Raw genomic sequence first — 16,149 nt, 5'->3', positions numbered from 1 at the left:
TTACGCAGCCAGCTTTATAGCTGGGCTGCTTAGCGGTGTTTCGATGACATTTTATTCTTTAGCAGGACCACTCTTAACCATAATGGTATGATCATTTTTTATCCCTTTTTTATTTGCATTCATTTCCGATCGAAAGAAAGGGATGCCACCATGAACTCGTTTATTCAATCGCTGAAGAAAAACAAAATCGGTATTGTCCTCATTTTATTGGCATCCATGAGCACAGCAAGCGGCCAGATGTTTTGGAAGTTATCGGGAGGACAATGGAACCGCTATTTAATCCTAGGGTTTCTATTTTATGGTGTCGGTGCTGTTCTAATGACCGTAGCTTTCCGTTTCGGGAGTTTGTCTGTATTGCACCCTCTTTTAAGCGTGGGATATGTGTTCGCGCTGCTGCTTGGGATTACGTTTCTTAATGAACAAATTACCACGCTGCAGGCGATCGCGGTCGTACTAATTATCGCCGGCTCGGTTCTAATCGGGGGTGGGGACGATTAAATCATGGTTACTGCTTATCGTCATGACACTCCTCGGAGCATTAGGAGGATATTATTTAAAAAAAGCAGCAAGCCAGCGCATCGGATTTCACATTTCGTTCCTTTCGTTCTTTGCCGCTGGCGCACTGCTTTATGGCATCAGTGCAGTATTAAACATTATCGTATTGCAGCAGCTCCCATATACAGTTGTATTTCCGCTGACATCGCTCACCTACATTTGGACGCTCCTATTGTCAGCGATCTTGCTAAAAGAAACGATCACTCGCAGAAAAATCATCGGCGTGCTGTTCATTATCGTTGGTTCTATCTTTCTTGTGCTTTAATCCCTCCCGCTATCTTTCCTTCTCTAACGGGAGGGATCATTTTTTTAGATATGGGTTTACTCCATATGCAATTTTCATGATGGGCTGAAGAAGTTTTTTCCCCATTCAAGGCAGTGTTTTTACGATTTCTTTTAAAAACGCGGCAAGCTCCTCACGCAATTCTTCGTTTTGCAAAGCAAACTCGATAGTTGTTTTAACAAATCCCAATTTTTCTCCAACATCATATCTCTTTCCTGAAAAGCTGTAAGCATATACAGGTTGCTGTTCATTCAATTTTTGAATCGCGTCGGTAAGCTGGATTTCTCCTCCTGCTCCCGCTTCTTGCTTCTCCAAGAAGCCGAAAATTTCCGGCGTCAATATGTAGCGGCCCATAATGGCCAAATTCGATGGAGCCGTTCCACGAGGCGGCTTCTCAACAAACTGCTTTACTTGATACAAGTTTCCCATTCGTTCCAAGGGTTCAATAATGCCATAACGGTGTGTTTCCTCTTCTGGCACAGGCTGAACACCAATCACGGAACAGCCGGTACGTTCATATTGTTCGATCAGCTGGCTTAGGCACGGCTTTTCGGCTTGAACAATGTCATCGCCTAAAAGTACAGCAAACGGTTCATCTCCGATAAACTTTCGCGCGCACCATACCGCGTGCCCCAACCCTTTTGGCGATTTTTGACGAATGTAATGAATGTCGACTAAGTTCGCAGAATGTCGAACTTGCTCCAACAAATCATATTTCTTTTTTTCAAGCAACGCTTGTTCCAGCTCCGGAGCATTATCGAAGTGGTCTTCGATCGCTCTTTTTCCTTTTCCCGTTACAATAATGATATCTTCAATCCCTGAAGCGATCGCTTCTTCTACAATATATTGAATCGTCGGTTTATCGACAATCGGCAGCATTTCCTTCGGCATCGCTTTTGTCGCCGGGAGAAATCTTGTTCCAAGCCCAGCGGCAGGAATAATGGCTTTTCGTACCTTTTTCATCATAAAACTCCCCTTACGCTCCAATTTGCTATTTCATTATACCTTAACAAAATTTAGGGAACAACCGGTCTCTTTTTTCGATATAAAACATCAAGCATCCCGCTATCTATTTTTTATGTCATCGAACTATGTCAGTTTATGAGAGAAAATGATATAATTTGTTATGTCTACCATACTATATCTTTCCAGGAGGTGTTTAACACGGATGGAAACACAGATAAGAAAATTCCTAGCTTTGCTATCTATTTTACTTTTGCTAGTTTCCTATGGCATTTCTCCGGCATATGCTGCCAACACGCCAGCAAACACCGGTGAGGAAGCGAATACGTATGTTCAAGTAACAAGCGAAACAGCGCCGGTCAAACAAACGGAAACAAATCAGCAGGTCGGGGAATTAGCGAAAGGAACCATCTTGAAAGCTGTAAAACTCGAAAACCATCGTGTTTACATTCAATGGGGAACCGAACTTGCCTATCTTGATCGTACTGATGTGCAAAATGCCGTTCTTTCCGAACCACTAACAAGCTATACATATGAAGAAAAAGCGCAATCCACATATGTGCTAGTCAAAGAAAAAGCAGCCGTTTACACAAAAAACGGTCAATTAATCGGATATTTAATGCCAGAACAACAATATCCGGTTTCTCAGGAGCTTGATGACGCATTTGAAATTATTATCGGAAACCAGCTCGGATACATGAAAAAATCTCCGTCTATTTCTGTAACAGAGCCAAACGATCAAACGGCGTCCGATTCTGAAGAAACAAAAAATACGGATACCGCGCCGACAAACGGCACAGAAACAAGCCAGCCAATAACAGAAACAAAACAGCCAGAAACGGAAACAAATACAACAGAGGCCAATAAAAGCGCCACCACAAATCAAACAGCGGCTCGCGCCTCCATCGCATCAACCAATCAAACAACGGCTGCTCCATTTACAGCGAGCACGAAATATTTTCAAGTCATCGACGATCAAGTAGCGGTCTATGATAATAGCACCGGAAAACTTGTTCAAGTTGGCACGCTTGAAAAAGGACAAGAGTTTCCAAGAATAAAAGATTACGGCAATTGGCATCAAATTCAATTTGGCACAAAATACGCGTATGTCTGGAAAGGATCCACTGTTCCATCGAACGGAAAAAGCCCGATGAAAACAGGCAGCAACGCAGGGGGAAGCACCGTATTTACCGCTGTTATTGACTTGCCTGTATATGACAACTCAACCGGGAAGCTTGTTCATATCGCTACAATTAAAAAGGGGCAAACTTACCCTATTATCAGCAAATTCGGGGAAAACTGGTACGAAGTTTTAATCGCTGGAAGAATCGGTTACGTCCATAAGAGCGGCGTGCAAATCAGCTTCAAGCCTACTGACCGTTATTTCCGTGTCACGGTCGATCAACTAGCGGTCTATGACAACAGCACGGGAAAACTCGTTCAAGTCGGCACGCTTGAAAAAGGACAAGAGTTTCCAAGAATAAGAGACTACAGCAATTGGCATGAAATTAAGTACGGAAAAGGGGTCGCGTACGTTTGGAAAGGTTCAACGGAGCCTTCGAGCGGTTCTTCCATCCGAAACGCCAATTCTGCTCCTCCGACTGGTGTGACTTTTACAACCATCGCTGATGCGCCTGTATATGACAATTCATCGGGAACACTAGTACAATTCGCTACCATTAAAAAAGGTGTCAGCTATCCGGTTGTGAAAGAATTAGGAAACTGGTATGGCGTCGATGTATCGGGGCGGATTGGTTACATCCATAAAAATGCCGTAAAACTTCCATTCAAAAGCACGGACCGCTATTTCGAAGTGCTGGAAGACCGCCTTCCTGTCTATGACAATAGCACAGGAAAACTAATTGCCGTAGCTTACTTGGACAAGGGGCAAGTATTCCCGCGCCTGCGCGATTTCGGCAACTGGCATGAAATCAAATATGGAAAAGGGGTCGCGTACGTTTGGAAAGCATCGACAAGGCCTCCATTTTCCATTCAACTAAAAAATGAAAATAAAGGCCTCCAGCCAACAGACAAAAACTTTCTAGCGATATCCGACATACCTGTTTACGAAGATCCGAATAACGCAAAAACAAGGTTCGCGATCATCAAACAAGGGGAAAGCTATCCAATCATTCGCGAGGAAAACAGTTCTGTCGTGATCGACATCGGCGGACGAATCGGTTACGTGTGGAAAGAGGCAATCCAAATTGGTCCGGTGATCCGTTACACATCCTATAATTTAACACTGGATGACATGTTAAAAATTCAAATGCAAAAAAAACCGCAAACCGACTTATACCGAAACAATCCGTCTTACGTACTTGCTGAGTTCATAAAAGTCGATAAACCGGGTACGTTCCCAACGACCGGAACGGTTACAGCCGATACGTTAAACGTCTATGAAGGAACAAGTACATCTAATTGGATCGTAGGGACGTTAAAAGCTGGTAGCATCGTGCAAGTTGTCAACCAAGTAGGCGATTGGTATGAAATTAAGTTTGGTCCTTGGAAAAATGCAAAGCCGGAAGATGTCAAATCCTATCTCGACCCAAGCCGATTCAGCCGCAACAGCAAAGAATATTTTCAGTTTCTTGTTCTATCAGAAAGTGCGGGTGTCCCATTAAACGAGCTAAATGACAAAATTTTAGCCGGCAAAGGCATCCTTGCCGGAAAAGGCCAAGCATTTATCGAAGCTGGCCAAAAATATCATATTAATGAAATTTACCTTATTTCACATGCGCTCCTTGAAACAGGAAACGGCACTTCCCAATTAGCAAATGGCGTGCTAGTAAGTGAAGTGGACGGCAAACCGGTTGAACCGAAAGTAGTTTATAACATGTACGGACTGAAAGCTAATGACGAATGCCCAGTCCGCTGCGGTTCGGAATACGCTTATAAGAAAGGCTGGTTTACGCCAGAAGCAGCGATTATCGGCGGAGCCGAGGACATCGCCAATGGATATATTAATAATCCAACTTATAAGCAGGATACGCTATACAAAATGAGATGGAATCCAGCCAACCCAGGCGTACATCAATACGCCACTGACATTGGCTGGGCGGTCAAACAAGTACGCAACATTAGTGCGCTGTACGACTTGCTTGACCGATATACGCTCATTTTTGACGTGCCGATTTACAAATAAACAGTGAAACGCTCCAAATGCAATTCTTTGGAGCGTTTCATTTTTTATTAATATCATGATATATCACCCACAAAACAAACTAGGAAATACCTTGATTATATGGAAATATATTTTTCGACAAGAAACAATTACTTATAGACATATTTTGTCGAATTTTGTAGAATAAAGTCACGGTAAGATTTTGTTTGGTAAGCCAGTTGCTTTGCATAAGCACTGGCCCCTTTTTTATTTTTCCTTAAAAAACCTCTCAGGGCTCCTGAGAGGTTTTTCTTCACAGACCACTACCGACAGCCTGATTAAAAATCTGGATAGATTGAACGTTTAATCCATTGGAATACGGCGTTTCAGTCGTTAACAAAACTACTTTCCCGTTTGAGACAAAGATATTCTGAACAGTACCTGAAACAATCCATTCCTTTACTTCTTCAAATGTTTGGTTGTACATTCTCACTGTATGATCTTTTGCTGTATAAAATACGTTTGCTGTCCGATCAAAAGCGATGGCTGTAAACGGTTGAATCGTTGCCGCATAAGTCATATTCGTGCTTTGCAAAGGAGTAGCATAAAATACCGTTCCTGCATGGTTAAATAAATATTTTCCATCGCTAGAGATGGTCATATCCTTAGCAAGTTCATAGTCCCCATGATACGGCGAATCATAATAGACCGTAAACTTGCCATCCGAAACAAAAAATACTTCCATATCTCTAGGAGAAAGATCTGTATCGATTGCATAAATTCTCGTTTTGTCCGGACTCATTTCCAAAAAGCTTGCCTGCCGAATCGATGTAGAGTCCACTTCTTGATAAGTGGTGCGGTCATAGCTTTTTAACAACGTCCATTGCCCAGAGCCTGATGAAATATAAATATAGCGGTCATCCGCCACTATATCATACGGATCGATGGCAACGTCAAATACTTTCTTTAATGTAAACGTGTTTGCATCAATGATGGCTATCGCCCCTTGCTGGTCTTCCTCCGACCAATAAGAACTATGCTTTCCTTTTAACAACGTAATATATAGTTCATTATTAGCAAAGTATAACCGTTCAGCAGGCAGCGGCAACGGCAATGTTTTTACTTGTCTTGTTTCATAATTGACTTCAACAACATTTCCAAATACATCAAGCCCATACAAAATCGGCAACGATGGATGAAAAACCGATGTCACTAAATTTTGCTCTAACACAAATTTCGTCGTTTCCACAGTAGGAGCCGGCGGCTGTTCGCCAGGATCCTTCTCTTCATTCGGTATTTCCCCCTCTTCCGGTATTTCCTCTTCTCCATCATCAATAATCGGCAGCTCTTCAATAGAAAGAACCGGAAGCTGATAAAATGGAACACCAATATATGGTTGAAGAACATCTTTAATATGGTCCACCGCCAATGCAAAGTTGAGATTTCCTATTTCAAAGCCAAAAGAAACCAATCCGACAACGTAACCATACATATTTAATAGTGGTCCGCCTGAGTTGCCAAAGGTGACTGGCGCTGTAAATTGAATATAATCCGCTTCCCATCCTTCTTCTTCAAAATGACGAATCCCGCTGACAATACCGATAGAAACGGAGTTATAAAATCCTAGTGGGCTTCCGATGGCAACGATATCATCCCCCTCTTCCACCATTGATTTAGAACCGAGGCGTAATTGCTTAATCGGCAATAAATCGTATGGCTTTAAAATCGCGATATCATTATCTAAATCGTAATCCACAACTCCTTCTAGTTCATAAATATCTCCCGTATGCGTTTCCACCTCAAAATATGATCCGCCATTAATAACATGATAGTTAGTAACAATCAATCCGTTTGTTGTGACAAACCCGCTTCCTTGAGAAATAAGCTCTTCATTTTCATCATACACATCAATCATTACAACGCTTTCCTTTTTCGCGATAATTTCCTTTCGGCTAAACGGCGTCAAAACAGGTGGCTTAAACTCATCATTGATATACCTTGCCAAAAACGCCGCAAAATGCATGCGCTGAATCGAATCATTTGGACGAAAACTGCCATCAGGGTAACCGGTTGTAATTCCGTTCGCTGCTAATGCTTGCACATATTCATATGCCCAATTTCCTGGTTTTACATCGGTAAAGTCTTTGTTCCATTTTCCTGCAAGACGAAACGCATTCGCAAAAATCTTTGCCATTTGTCCCCGTGTCAGCCGTCCATACGGATCAAACGAACCATTTTCTTTTCCGCTGACAATGCCGAGTTCCACGGCGGTAGCGACTTCCCGATACCCATAATCCCCTTTCTTCACATCCGTAAACTGGACAGAAGAATCTTCAACAAGATCGATGCCTAGCGCGCGCAAAATGAGCTGCACCGCTTGTATCCGCTTTACAGAATCATTCGGACGGAAAGTTCCATCCGGATACCCTCGAATCACACCTAATCTTGATAAATAAGTAATCTCTTTTTCATATTGTTTCACATCACGGAACGAAACGCTTTCCGCCGCGGCTGTTTCCGCAACTGGAAACAACAAAAATGGAAGCAGCAGGACGGCAGCTAGCGCAATGGATATAAAGCGTCGAGTTCTCAAAAACTATTCTCCTTTCTTAATAATAAAATTGTTATTATAACCATATTTTAATAGAGCAGAAGAAAAAAGTATCTATTAATTTTGATGGAAATTAAATACATTTCTTGACAATCTTCCATTTCCAAATTTATGCTTTATTATGAATTTTGTAATGCGACTAAAGACCAAAAAAAGGGGGGGCAATAATGCGTAAAAAACATTATTGTATATTAGCGATGAGCTTCATGTTTTCTATTTTTTTAGTTCTATTAACCTACAAGCCTGTGTTTGCCGCTTCTGTCAAAGTGATCAGCGCCACAAACGACAAAGCAGTCTTCCATCGAAAGGTGAACGGAAAATTCGAACGAGTCGGCCGGCTTTATAAAGATCAATTATTCCGCGCTACGAAAATAAATAATAATTGGTATACCATTCAGCTCGGAAACAATTCATACTACTTATACAAACAGCACGTCAAAGAAGTCCGAGCTTCCTTGCCGGCTGTGAATGGCTCGACAAAGCCAAAAAAGATCGTTTACCCAAAAACAGACGTACCAGTTTATAAAACTAAAACATTGGATGAGCCAATTGGCACTGTATATAAAAACATGCCTTTGCCTGTCCAGCAGATAGAAGGCCCTTGGTATCAAATAATGTTCGCCGGACGCTTAGCCTATGTCCATCAAAATAACGTAGCCGGCCTCGCAACGGAAGTGCCGGTTATTGTGTACCACCATCTGCTAAAAGAAAAAGAAAACGTGAAGTTCAAAAACGAAAAAACAGTTGTCAGCTATGAACAATTCTCGGCACAAATGAAACTTCTGAGCGATCATGGCTATCATACGATTACCTTGCCAGAACTCGAGCAATTCTTGCGCGGAAAACAAAGCTTGCCCGCAAAAAGCATTATGATCCATTTCGATGACGGATTAAAAACGAATTATATTTATGCCTATCCGGTGCTAAAGAAATACCGTTTCCATGCCGTTGCGTTCCTTATCACGAGCCGAAATACCGCCGTTGCTCAGCCGTTCCGCCCAGATATCCTTCAATTCCTCAGTTGGGCGGAAATCAATCAGATGCGTGACGTATTTGAATTCGCCAGCCATACCCACGCACTTCATAACCGAGGAACGGATGGAATTGGGGATTTGGTGAAAAAACCGCGTGAGACCGTAAAGACCGACCTCCTGCAAAGCCGAAAGCTTCTCAACGGAACGAAGTACTTCACTTATCCATTTGGCCAATACAAACAAGAAACGATTAACATCTTGAAACAAACAGGCTTCACCATGGCATTTACGACAAAAATCGGAACAGTAAAACCAGGAGACGATCCATATCAGTTAAAACGCCTCGGTATCGGTCCTGATACGACATTAGAGGAGTTTAAACGCATCATCCGCCTCGTTGAATAAAATAAGGAGAGCGGACCGATTCGGCGCCCTCCTTTTCTGCCTCTTTCTTTCCACTTCCTTATTATTATGTTATGCTTGTCTATAGAATTTTTTCACGCCACGCGTATTTATGATTCTTATCCACTCATCTGTCTGAAAAATGAACAGATGTCGCGCCTTTCTTCAATTGCCATCAGCAGATAGCTTACATAATAATGCTAATGCTTTATGAAAAAGGAGAGTGCGAATGCCATGTTGCAAAATAGGATTTTTAGCGCCATCGCAGCGCTGATCAGCACGATATGTACTATCTTATTTTTTTCTCCCATTCATCGGGACATTTTTGCGGAAGGGGTTTTCTTATTTTTCCTTCTATTTGCCGCTTATTATATAGTGCTTCAAAACAAAGCGCGCCTTTTATCCCTTTTTCGCTCAAAACAATGGATAGCGGGGCTGTTTATGCTATTATTTCCATTCTTTGCTGTTCTCAGCATGAAAGGAGAACAAACGCATCTGCAGCACTCGCCGCTGTTTATAAAGTTTCTTATTTATATCGGAACTTATGTTAGTACGTCTATCATTGTGCTATTTGCTGCTTCATTGATTCTATCGATAAAACCTAACCGTCCTAATCCGGACAAAAAGCGGGTGCTCATCTTTGTTTACGCTTTGCCTTCGCTTATCGTTTGGCCGTTTTATCTCATTGCCTTTTTCCCTGGGGCAATGACAGCGGATTCTATATTTCAGTGGGAACAAGCCCATACTGGAAAATTCAATGACTGGCATCCGGTCATGTACACATTTTTTATCATGCTGGTAACGGCAGTATGGGACTCTCCGGCCGCGATTGGTATCGCGCAAATCATCATTATTTCGGTTGTTATTGGCTATTGTCTATTCGAATTGGAAAAAGCAGGGGCGCCGAAATGGGCGGTTTGGACCGTTTCCATTTTATTTGCCGTCAGTCCGGTCAACGGCATTTATTCCATCACGGTCTGGAAAGACATTTTATACAGCACGTTTATTTTGCTGTTTACTACACTGATATGCAAACTGATCATGACAAACGGAAACTGTCTGAATCGCTTTCCATCTTTTCTCTTTTTTACAATGACAGCATTGGGAGTTGTCTTTTTTCGGCATAACGGATTTGTTGTCTGTTTGGCGTCGTTGATCATATTGCTCGCGGTGTTTCGTCATCTATGGAAACGGTGGCTCCTTGTCATTTCGCTTGTCGTGTTCATCCATTACGCCGTAACGGGACCTTTATTTACTTATTTGAACGTTACGCCATCCGACCCAAACGAAGCGCTAAGCATTCCAACCCAGCAAATCGCCCGCGTAATCGCGCATAACGGGAAAATGACTGAACAGCAAGCCGAATATATCAATAAAATTATGTCATTAGACTTATGGAAAAAACTCTACAATCCTTACGTGACCGATCCGATTAAATTTTCTGGCTACTATAATAAGACAGCAATTTTTCCAGATCATCTTTCCACCTATTTACGAACATGGTGGGAAATTTGTCTGCAAAATCCTAGACTCGTTATCGAGGCGATGATCAAGCAAACTTCCCTCGTCTGGCAAATGAACGAGCCGAACGATGGATACACATCCATGTTCGTTACCAACGTTTTTTACGGGAACAAATTTGGGTTAAAAAATGAAGTGATTTCTCAGCCAATAACCAATATGGTAGGTACATACTTAAAATGGTCCGAAACGACGGGCAAACCGTTTCTTTGGCGTCCGGCAGTATATATGTTCTCTATTCTGTTGTTTACGTTTGTCGCCTTTTTGCGGAACGATCGAAAAGCTTGGCTTTTGCCAATCGCCGTGCTGCTCAACGCGGGGACGGTATTTATCGCCTTGCCGGCGCAAGATTTTCGCTACTTATATTCCAATTCACTCGTATTCTTTATCGCATTTTTATTCGCGTTTATTTCATACCGTAAAACGCCGAACCAAACAGAGTAAACTAGCACAATACTCGCATGCGTAAGAAATTCGAAGAACAAAGAGAACTTGATGAAACCAAAAGGAGAGTATCGGCACGGAACGATACTCTCCTTTTTAAAATGATCTACAACACATTTCGGCTAACAGCAGTACGCCATTAGTTCATATAGTCAACAAATACTAAGAAGCGGTTTAAAATAGCCGCGATATGAGAACGGTTCGCAGGTTCCCGCGGAGCAAATTGTCCTGTCTCTCGTCCTTTCATAATGCCAGCCTGCAGCAATAACTCCACATCATCCCGAGCCCAAATACCTATCGCATGCAAGTCCTTATATTCTTGGATTGATTTTCCTGCATCCAGTTTTTGTTTGTCATATCCAACATACTGCATCGCACGGGATACAATCGATTAGATCTGCACGAAAAGAAAGGAACCAAACCCTTTCATGGCTTGGTTCCTCACATCAACAATAAAAGGATCATTATTCTAGGCTAAACCAAAGCTCATCATCCCATTCCCTCTGCCATACAATGAGAGGGGTATCATTCTCATTTACTAAGAAAGCCACCCATCCTTCCACTTCCCCGCCTTTATACAAATTTGCGGACAGTCTTGGCTCTGGCTCAACGACAAAAGGAATATCATAAACTACTCCGTTCTTGCTCACTGCTTCAAATGCTGCTGAATTTAAATCGTAAGAAGAAAATGTTTTTCCAGTAAACTCAAGCAAATGGAACCGGAACTTCGCAAGGATATATTTTTTCCCTGCTGGCAGCTCCTCATTAAACATATTCGCGGCTTGAATCATTTGCCACGCTTGTTCACCGTCAGTAATGACATCGGTTAACTCTATTTCGTATTTATGGCGCCCATATAGCCAATTATCGGTTTCTACAACCACAGGCTCCCCGAGTTTTGCCGGATTTTCTTTCGAATTGACAGGCACTCTAAACGATGGCTCTAAAGCACGAGCAAAAAACACGCTAAAATGCGCTCTTGTAACCGTACCGTTCGGCTTAAATGTTCCATCCTGATAAATTTTCGTAATGCCATTTGCCGCCAGCGCACTAACATAAGGATAAAGCTCTTTTGAAACATCGGTAATTGGCTTATGATATGTTCCTTTCAAATCATATGCTTTCACTAACGCTATCGCCATATCCGCCCTAGAAAGCGCTTCATGAGGCCGAAACGTTTGTCCTTTTGGAAAAATTCCTTCATCAACAACCGCAGCGATCGCATTATATGCTTCTTTATCTAAATTTTTTATATCTTTGAATCCCGGATTTGGCCGATTAGAAGTGTTTAAACTTAATGCCCTCGTAATCATAATTGCAGCCTGAACGCGCTTCACCGGCTGATTAGGCTGGAATGATCCATCAGGAAACCCTTTAATAATTCCCTTGCTGCTCAAAAACTCAATTTCTGCGCTTGCCCAAAAATCATTGGGAACGTCTTTAAATTTTGATTTTGCTTCTGTCATTGCCGCAGGAAGAAACATAAAACTAAACAATAAAAAGACTGTCAAGCAACGATACAATTTTTTCATCATCGATCCTCTTCCCCCCATTTTTGCCAACAAATTTATTCAATCATTGAATTTATTAACAGTAGTAAATCCCCCATACTAAAACTTTATTTCTTTCAAACTAGTTTCTTCGACGCATAGTTCAATCTATAACCAAGATTTTGGCAACTATACAGAGATCCAGGTAAAAAATTCGACCAAATCATTTTTTAGGATGCGCTTTCAAACAAAGAAGTGACAAACATCTACTATGTTGAGAAATCAAGTTGAATTTATACACCTCCTCTGATGTCATTTATTTCCTAATGTCATTGTAATACTTGCATTTTTTGTATTTCAATGACTAATCTTTCGACAAAAATCGTGCAATGCTAATAAACCTCCGAAAAGTTCATGAAAAAAAATGAGCATATAGATGATTCGAACCGATGCTCCAGTAGCTAAGTTTTTGTTTGCAAACTACTCCAATATATTACAAGTTCCTTGGAGAATTTCCTCTCCAAGGAACAGCTTCGATACGACGCTGAACACAACTTTTGAAAAATGGTAAACCACATGATACTCTATATAAAAGCAACATAGCATAATAGTCTCTCGTCTCAGAAAAGCGCAGTTAATTCGTCGATTGGTCCGTTGGCGGATTCTCCGTTAATTGATCTTCCGCTGACGGATCTATCGTTTCTTCACCAGACTCACCTTCGTAACTGTCGCCCCCATTTATTTCATAGCCCTCTGCCGGTTGTTCTCCATCAGGCGATTCTTCTTCCAGATTCGCCCCTTCCTCTGCCGGCACATCGTTAATTTCTTCCTCATTCAAGCTTTCATCTTCGGAAACATCGCTCTCATCGACGGAATCGCCAACCTCCCCGTTTTCTTCCGTTACGCTGCTTTCATCATAGTTTTCATATTCGCTTTCCGTTTCGGACTGTTGTTCATCATAATTCCAAACATCATACGAATCATATTCTTCGCTGTAATCGCCGCCCTCGAAATATCCTTCGCCCTCGAGGTTCCGGTAAAAATACGCTCCTTCGCTGTTAAAAAACATTGCATAAATCTCATCTTCTGCGAGCGGTGTGGAAATCCACTTCTGTATAAGGCTATATATTTTAAAAATTGGGATACTAAAACCGATATTTGCCTCTGTTGCGTGGCGCGCCGAATTAATCGCCAACACTTTTCCTGTTTTTCGTTCAAGCAACGGCCCGCCGCTGCTTCCCGGCGCAATCGGGGCAGAGATTTGGTAAATGCCTTCATATATATAGATTCAGATTAATTTTCCGACATAACTATCTGTCCAATGCGTTGGAGCACTTTTTCTGGAAATTGAGTGAGATGCTCCAAGAACGAAACAATCGATTCCCGCAACTCTTTTCGATTGGCATGAAACCGATTGGCAATCACGCTCTCTTTCAGCCATCCCCAAATCCGTTCGACCAAATTTAAATTCGGTGAATACGGAGGTAAGAATATCAAAGTCAACCGTTCTTCGTGCTCATGTAGAAAAGGCTGAAGAATTTTGGCGCGATGAATTTTTGCGTTATCCAAGACCATCACGACATGTTTATCCGGATACTGGTCCAATGTGTATTGAAGAAATTGCAGAAAAGCCTGTGCATTGCATTGATTGGTTTCCATACAGAGAAATTCACCCGTTTCGATATTCACACCGCCTAATAAGCTAACGGTTGCGTGATGTCCATACGTAGGGATTTGTTTTTGACGCCCTTTCACACTCCATGTGGCCCGTAGAGTTTGGTAATCCCGAATATGGCTTTCATCTTCATAGATGATGACCATGTTGTCGGACAAGTTTTTTTTTATGAGTTCCATCTCCTGTTGAAACTCTTTTTGTTTTTGTGGATTGGCCCGTTTGAGGGTATACGTAGGGCGTGTATAGCGAAATCCCCATCGATGAAGCATATCACCAATACCGCCACGGGACATGGTGACAGAAAATTTCTCTTCTAACACATGTTGAATAATCCGGGTATTCCAGCCCGTTTCAATGCCGTATCCTTCATCGGCAGGAGTGCTTTCTTCCAGCATTTTTTTTAATTCCCGTTCTTCTTCTGGAGATAGATACGGCTTTCTGCCCGGGGCGTATCGACGTTCTAATAGCGCATCCATCCCACCTTGATTAAACTTTTGCACGTAAATCGAAACGGTCTCACGGTGGAGATTCAAGAGCTCAGCGACTTGGATCCCCAAATAGCCTTGCATAATCAGACGAATGACTGCAATTCGTTTTGCCATGTTCGCCTTTTTCATTTTGCGTTCCTGTTCTTGAAGACGTTCGATCGTCCAACCATGATCGTTTGTAATTTGTAATCCTTTTTTCCTCATTCTTCTTCCGCTCCTTTGATTTACTCACTTAGGAGCAGTATAGACAAGGATGCAGGTTGATTAAACATGTCGGAATTTCAAACTGGATTTATATATATGCGGCTCGATAACGAAATTGCGGTCTACGCCACTAATATACCCAAACGTCGCCGTATTTTCCAATCCCATTGGACTTCCGAGCGTAATTACTTCTTCGCCCACCCGCGCTTTTCTTTTTGTTTCCAACAGAAGCGGATTTTTATTTTTTAGCGCGGGAACGCGGATAACGGCAACATCGATTTCATTGCTGTAACCAATCACTTTTCCTTGATATTCTTCTCCATTTTTATCACGAACAATGACGTCAATCGATCCTTCGACCACATGCGCGTTCGTTAACACATCTCCTTGCTTGTTGATTAAGAAGCCTGATCCTTGTGAATAGTCAGTATAAATGGTAAATACTTTTTCTTGCGCTTCGGCAATGATTTCCTTTACGTCTTTATTCGTATTCGTCACTTTTGCTTTGGCGGCAGGTGCGGTCTGTTTTTTCACAGTTGTTTTTCCTTCCTGCTTTACTTGCTCGACTGGCTTGCTAGCGACTTCCTCTGTTTTTTTCTCATAATGTCGCCATTGATTTACAAGTGCCGTCCAAGTACTAACACAAACGACAAACATCAATATAGCCGTGATCACTAACAGTTTATTAGACCGAGACCGCACAGAAGCACCACAGTTGCTGCAAAATTTTGCTCCAGGCTCCGTTTTGCTTCCACACTTAACGCAATACAAGTGAAAAAACCCCCATTTTTTATCTTTTATTCCTTTTTTATCATACTAGTAAAATATACCTATTTCAACAAAATATTTGATTTTCTTCCATAAACAAATATGTCCAATGCTATTTTATCTAGGCTAAAATCCCTATTACTCATATCTAGGATGGCAGCCATCCTAAAATATGAGAACTTCTTCGTTTAGTGATAACCAACCATCTGAAACCACCATGAAATTGATCTTGATACAACAATTAGAACAATGCTCATGCATCTGTTATTGACGACATGACACACACATCGACTTCTTAAAAGTTGAATGTACGAAAAGACGAAAAAGGAACCAGGGCTTAAATCGCCTGATTCCTTTTGGCCGCCCGCAAATGATGCTTTCCATTCTACATACACAGCTTACTAAATTGTATAAATGTCCTCTTTCACTCAATAAAGTTAAGTCCATATAATTGTGTAAAAAGGAAATAGAAAAAGAGCCATGTTACTTCCCCTTTGGTAGAACGAACAATGGACAAACATAAGGAGGAACGCAACAATGGCTCCATACCATATTACCCTAAATGATAAACTTTTGTACGGGTTATTGGCCAAAGATGGGGATTACCTAAGCTGCTGGAACAAGTCTTAAAATCCAATCCTCGAGATGCAAGTAGAAGAACAGCTAGG

At 41.8% G+C, this 16,149-nt stretch carries 12 protein-coding genes; 5 read left to right on the top strand and 7 right to left on the bottom strand.

Going from position 1 to position 16,149, the window contains the following annotated elements; translation table 11 throughout:
• The first annotated feature begins 150 nt into the window (after positions 1-150).
• Both FNL97_RS01840 and FNL97_RS01835 read left to right on the top strand, forming a co-directional pair.
• Complete coding sequence (locus FNL97_RS01840) at positions 151-498, top strand: EamA family transporter (RefSeq protein ID WP_097353875.1); 348 nt, start codon at positions 151-153, stop codon at positions 496-498.
• Positions 485-820, top strand: a complete 336-nt coding sequence (locus FNL97_RS01835) for an EamA family transporter (protein WP_286173455.1) — start codon at positions 485-487, stop codon at positions 818-820. The genes FNL97_RS01840 and FNL97_RS01835 overlap by 14 nt, the downstream gene beginning before the upstream one ends.
• Before the next feature lie 105 nt (positions 821-925).
• Here the strand turns inward: FNL97_RS01835 and galU are convergent, their stop codons facing one another.
• Entirely contained in the window at positions 926-1,801 is an 876-nt protein-coding gene (galU, locus tag FNL97_RS01830) for a UTP--glucose-1-phosphate uridylyltransferase GalU (protein WP_143416272.1), read from the bottom strand.
• 205 nt (positions 1,802-2,006) lie between these two features.
• Here galU and FNL97_RS01825 point away from each other — a divergent pair, with 205 nt between their 5' ends.
• Positions 2,007-4,946, top strand: a complete 2,940-nt coding sequence (locus tag FNL97_RS01825) for an SH3 domain-containing protein (RefSeq protein ID WP_286173454.1) — start codon at positions 2,007-2,009, stop codon at positions 4,944-4,946.
• A gap of 271 nt (positions 4,947-5,217) precedes the next feature.
• Here FNL97_RS01825 and FNL97_RS01820 read toward each other — a convergent pair whose 3' ends face one another.
• Positions 5,218-7,497, bottom strand: a complete 2,280-nt coding sequence (locus FNL97_RS01820) for an S-layer homology domain-containing protein (protein ID WP_143414921.1) — start codon at positions 7,495-7,497, stop codon at positions 5,218-5,220.
• A gap of 185 nt (positions 7,498-7,682) precedes the next feature.
• On the opposite strand from FNL97_RS01820, the gene FNL97_RS01815 reads away from it, so the two are divergent.
• Together FNL97_RS01815 and FNL97_RS01810 are read left to right on the top strand one after the other, a co-directional pair.
• Positions 7,683-8,894, top strand: a complete 1,212-nt coding sequence (locus FNL97_RS01815; RefSeq protein ID WP_143414920.1) for a polysaccharide deacetylase family protein — start codon at positions 7,683-7,685, stop codon at positions 8,892-8,894.
• 231 nt (positions 8,895-9,125) lie between these two features.
• On the top strand, positions 9,126-10,856 hold the full coding sequence (locus FNL97_RS01810; RefSeq protein ID WP_143414919.1) for a DUF6020 family protein: 1,731 nt from the start codon (positions 9,126-9,128) through the stop codon (positions 10,854-10,856).
• Between the two features lie 139 nt (positions 10,857-10,995).
• Here FNL97_RS01810 and FNL97_RS01805 read toward each other — a convergent pair whose 3' ends face one another.
• The 5 genes from FNL97_RS01805 to FNL97_RS01785 all read right to left on the bottom strand — a co-directional run bounded on the left by FNL97_RS01805 (position 10,996) and on the right by FNL97_RS01785 (position 15,484).
• On the bottom strand, positions 10,996-11,229 hold the full coding sequence (locus tag FNL97_RS01805; RefSeq protein ID WP_143414918.1) for an S-layer homology domain-containing protein: 234 nt from the start codon (positions 11,227-11,229) through the stop codon (positions 10,996-10,998).
• Positions 11,230-11,320: 91 nt separating this feature from the next.
• Positions 11,321-12,391: an S-layer homology domain-containing protein gene (locus FNL97_RS01800; RefSeq protein ID WP_286173453.1), complete on the bottom strand. Its 1,071-nt coding sequence runs from the start codon at positions 12,389-12,391 to the stop codon at positions 11,321-11,323.
• A gap of 589 nt (positions 12,392-12,980) precedes the next feature.
• Positions 12,981-13,568, bottom strand: a complete 588-nt coding sequence (locus FNL97_RS01795; RefSeq protein ID WP_286173452.1) for a hypothetical protein — start codon at positions 13,566-13,568, stop codon at positions 12,981-12,983.
• A 71-nt stretch (positions 13,569-13,639) separates the two neighbouring features.
• Positions 13,640-14,713, bottom strand: coding sequence for an IS630 family transposase (locus FNL97_RS01790; RefSeq protein ID WP_143414917.1), 1,074 nt, complete (start codon positions 14,711-14,713; stop codon positions 13,640-13,642).
• A gap of 60 nt (positions 14,714-14,773) precedes the next feature.
• A complete protein-coding gene (locus FNL97_RS01785) occupies positions 14,774-15,484 on the bottom strand; it encodes a trypsin-like peptidase domain-containing protein (protein ID WP_286173450.1) in 711 nt (236 codons plus the stop codon).
• Between the last annotated feature and the right edge of the window lie 665 nt (positions 15,485-16,149).

The organism is Geobacillus sp. E263, assembly GCF_007197795.1.
Taxonomy (GTDB): Bacteria; Bacillota; Bacilli; order Bacillales; family Anoxybacillaceae; genus Parageobacillus_B; species Parageobacillus_B toebii.
This window is presented reverse-complemented; position numbering and strand designations above follow the sequence as displayed.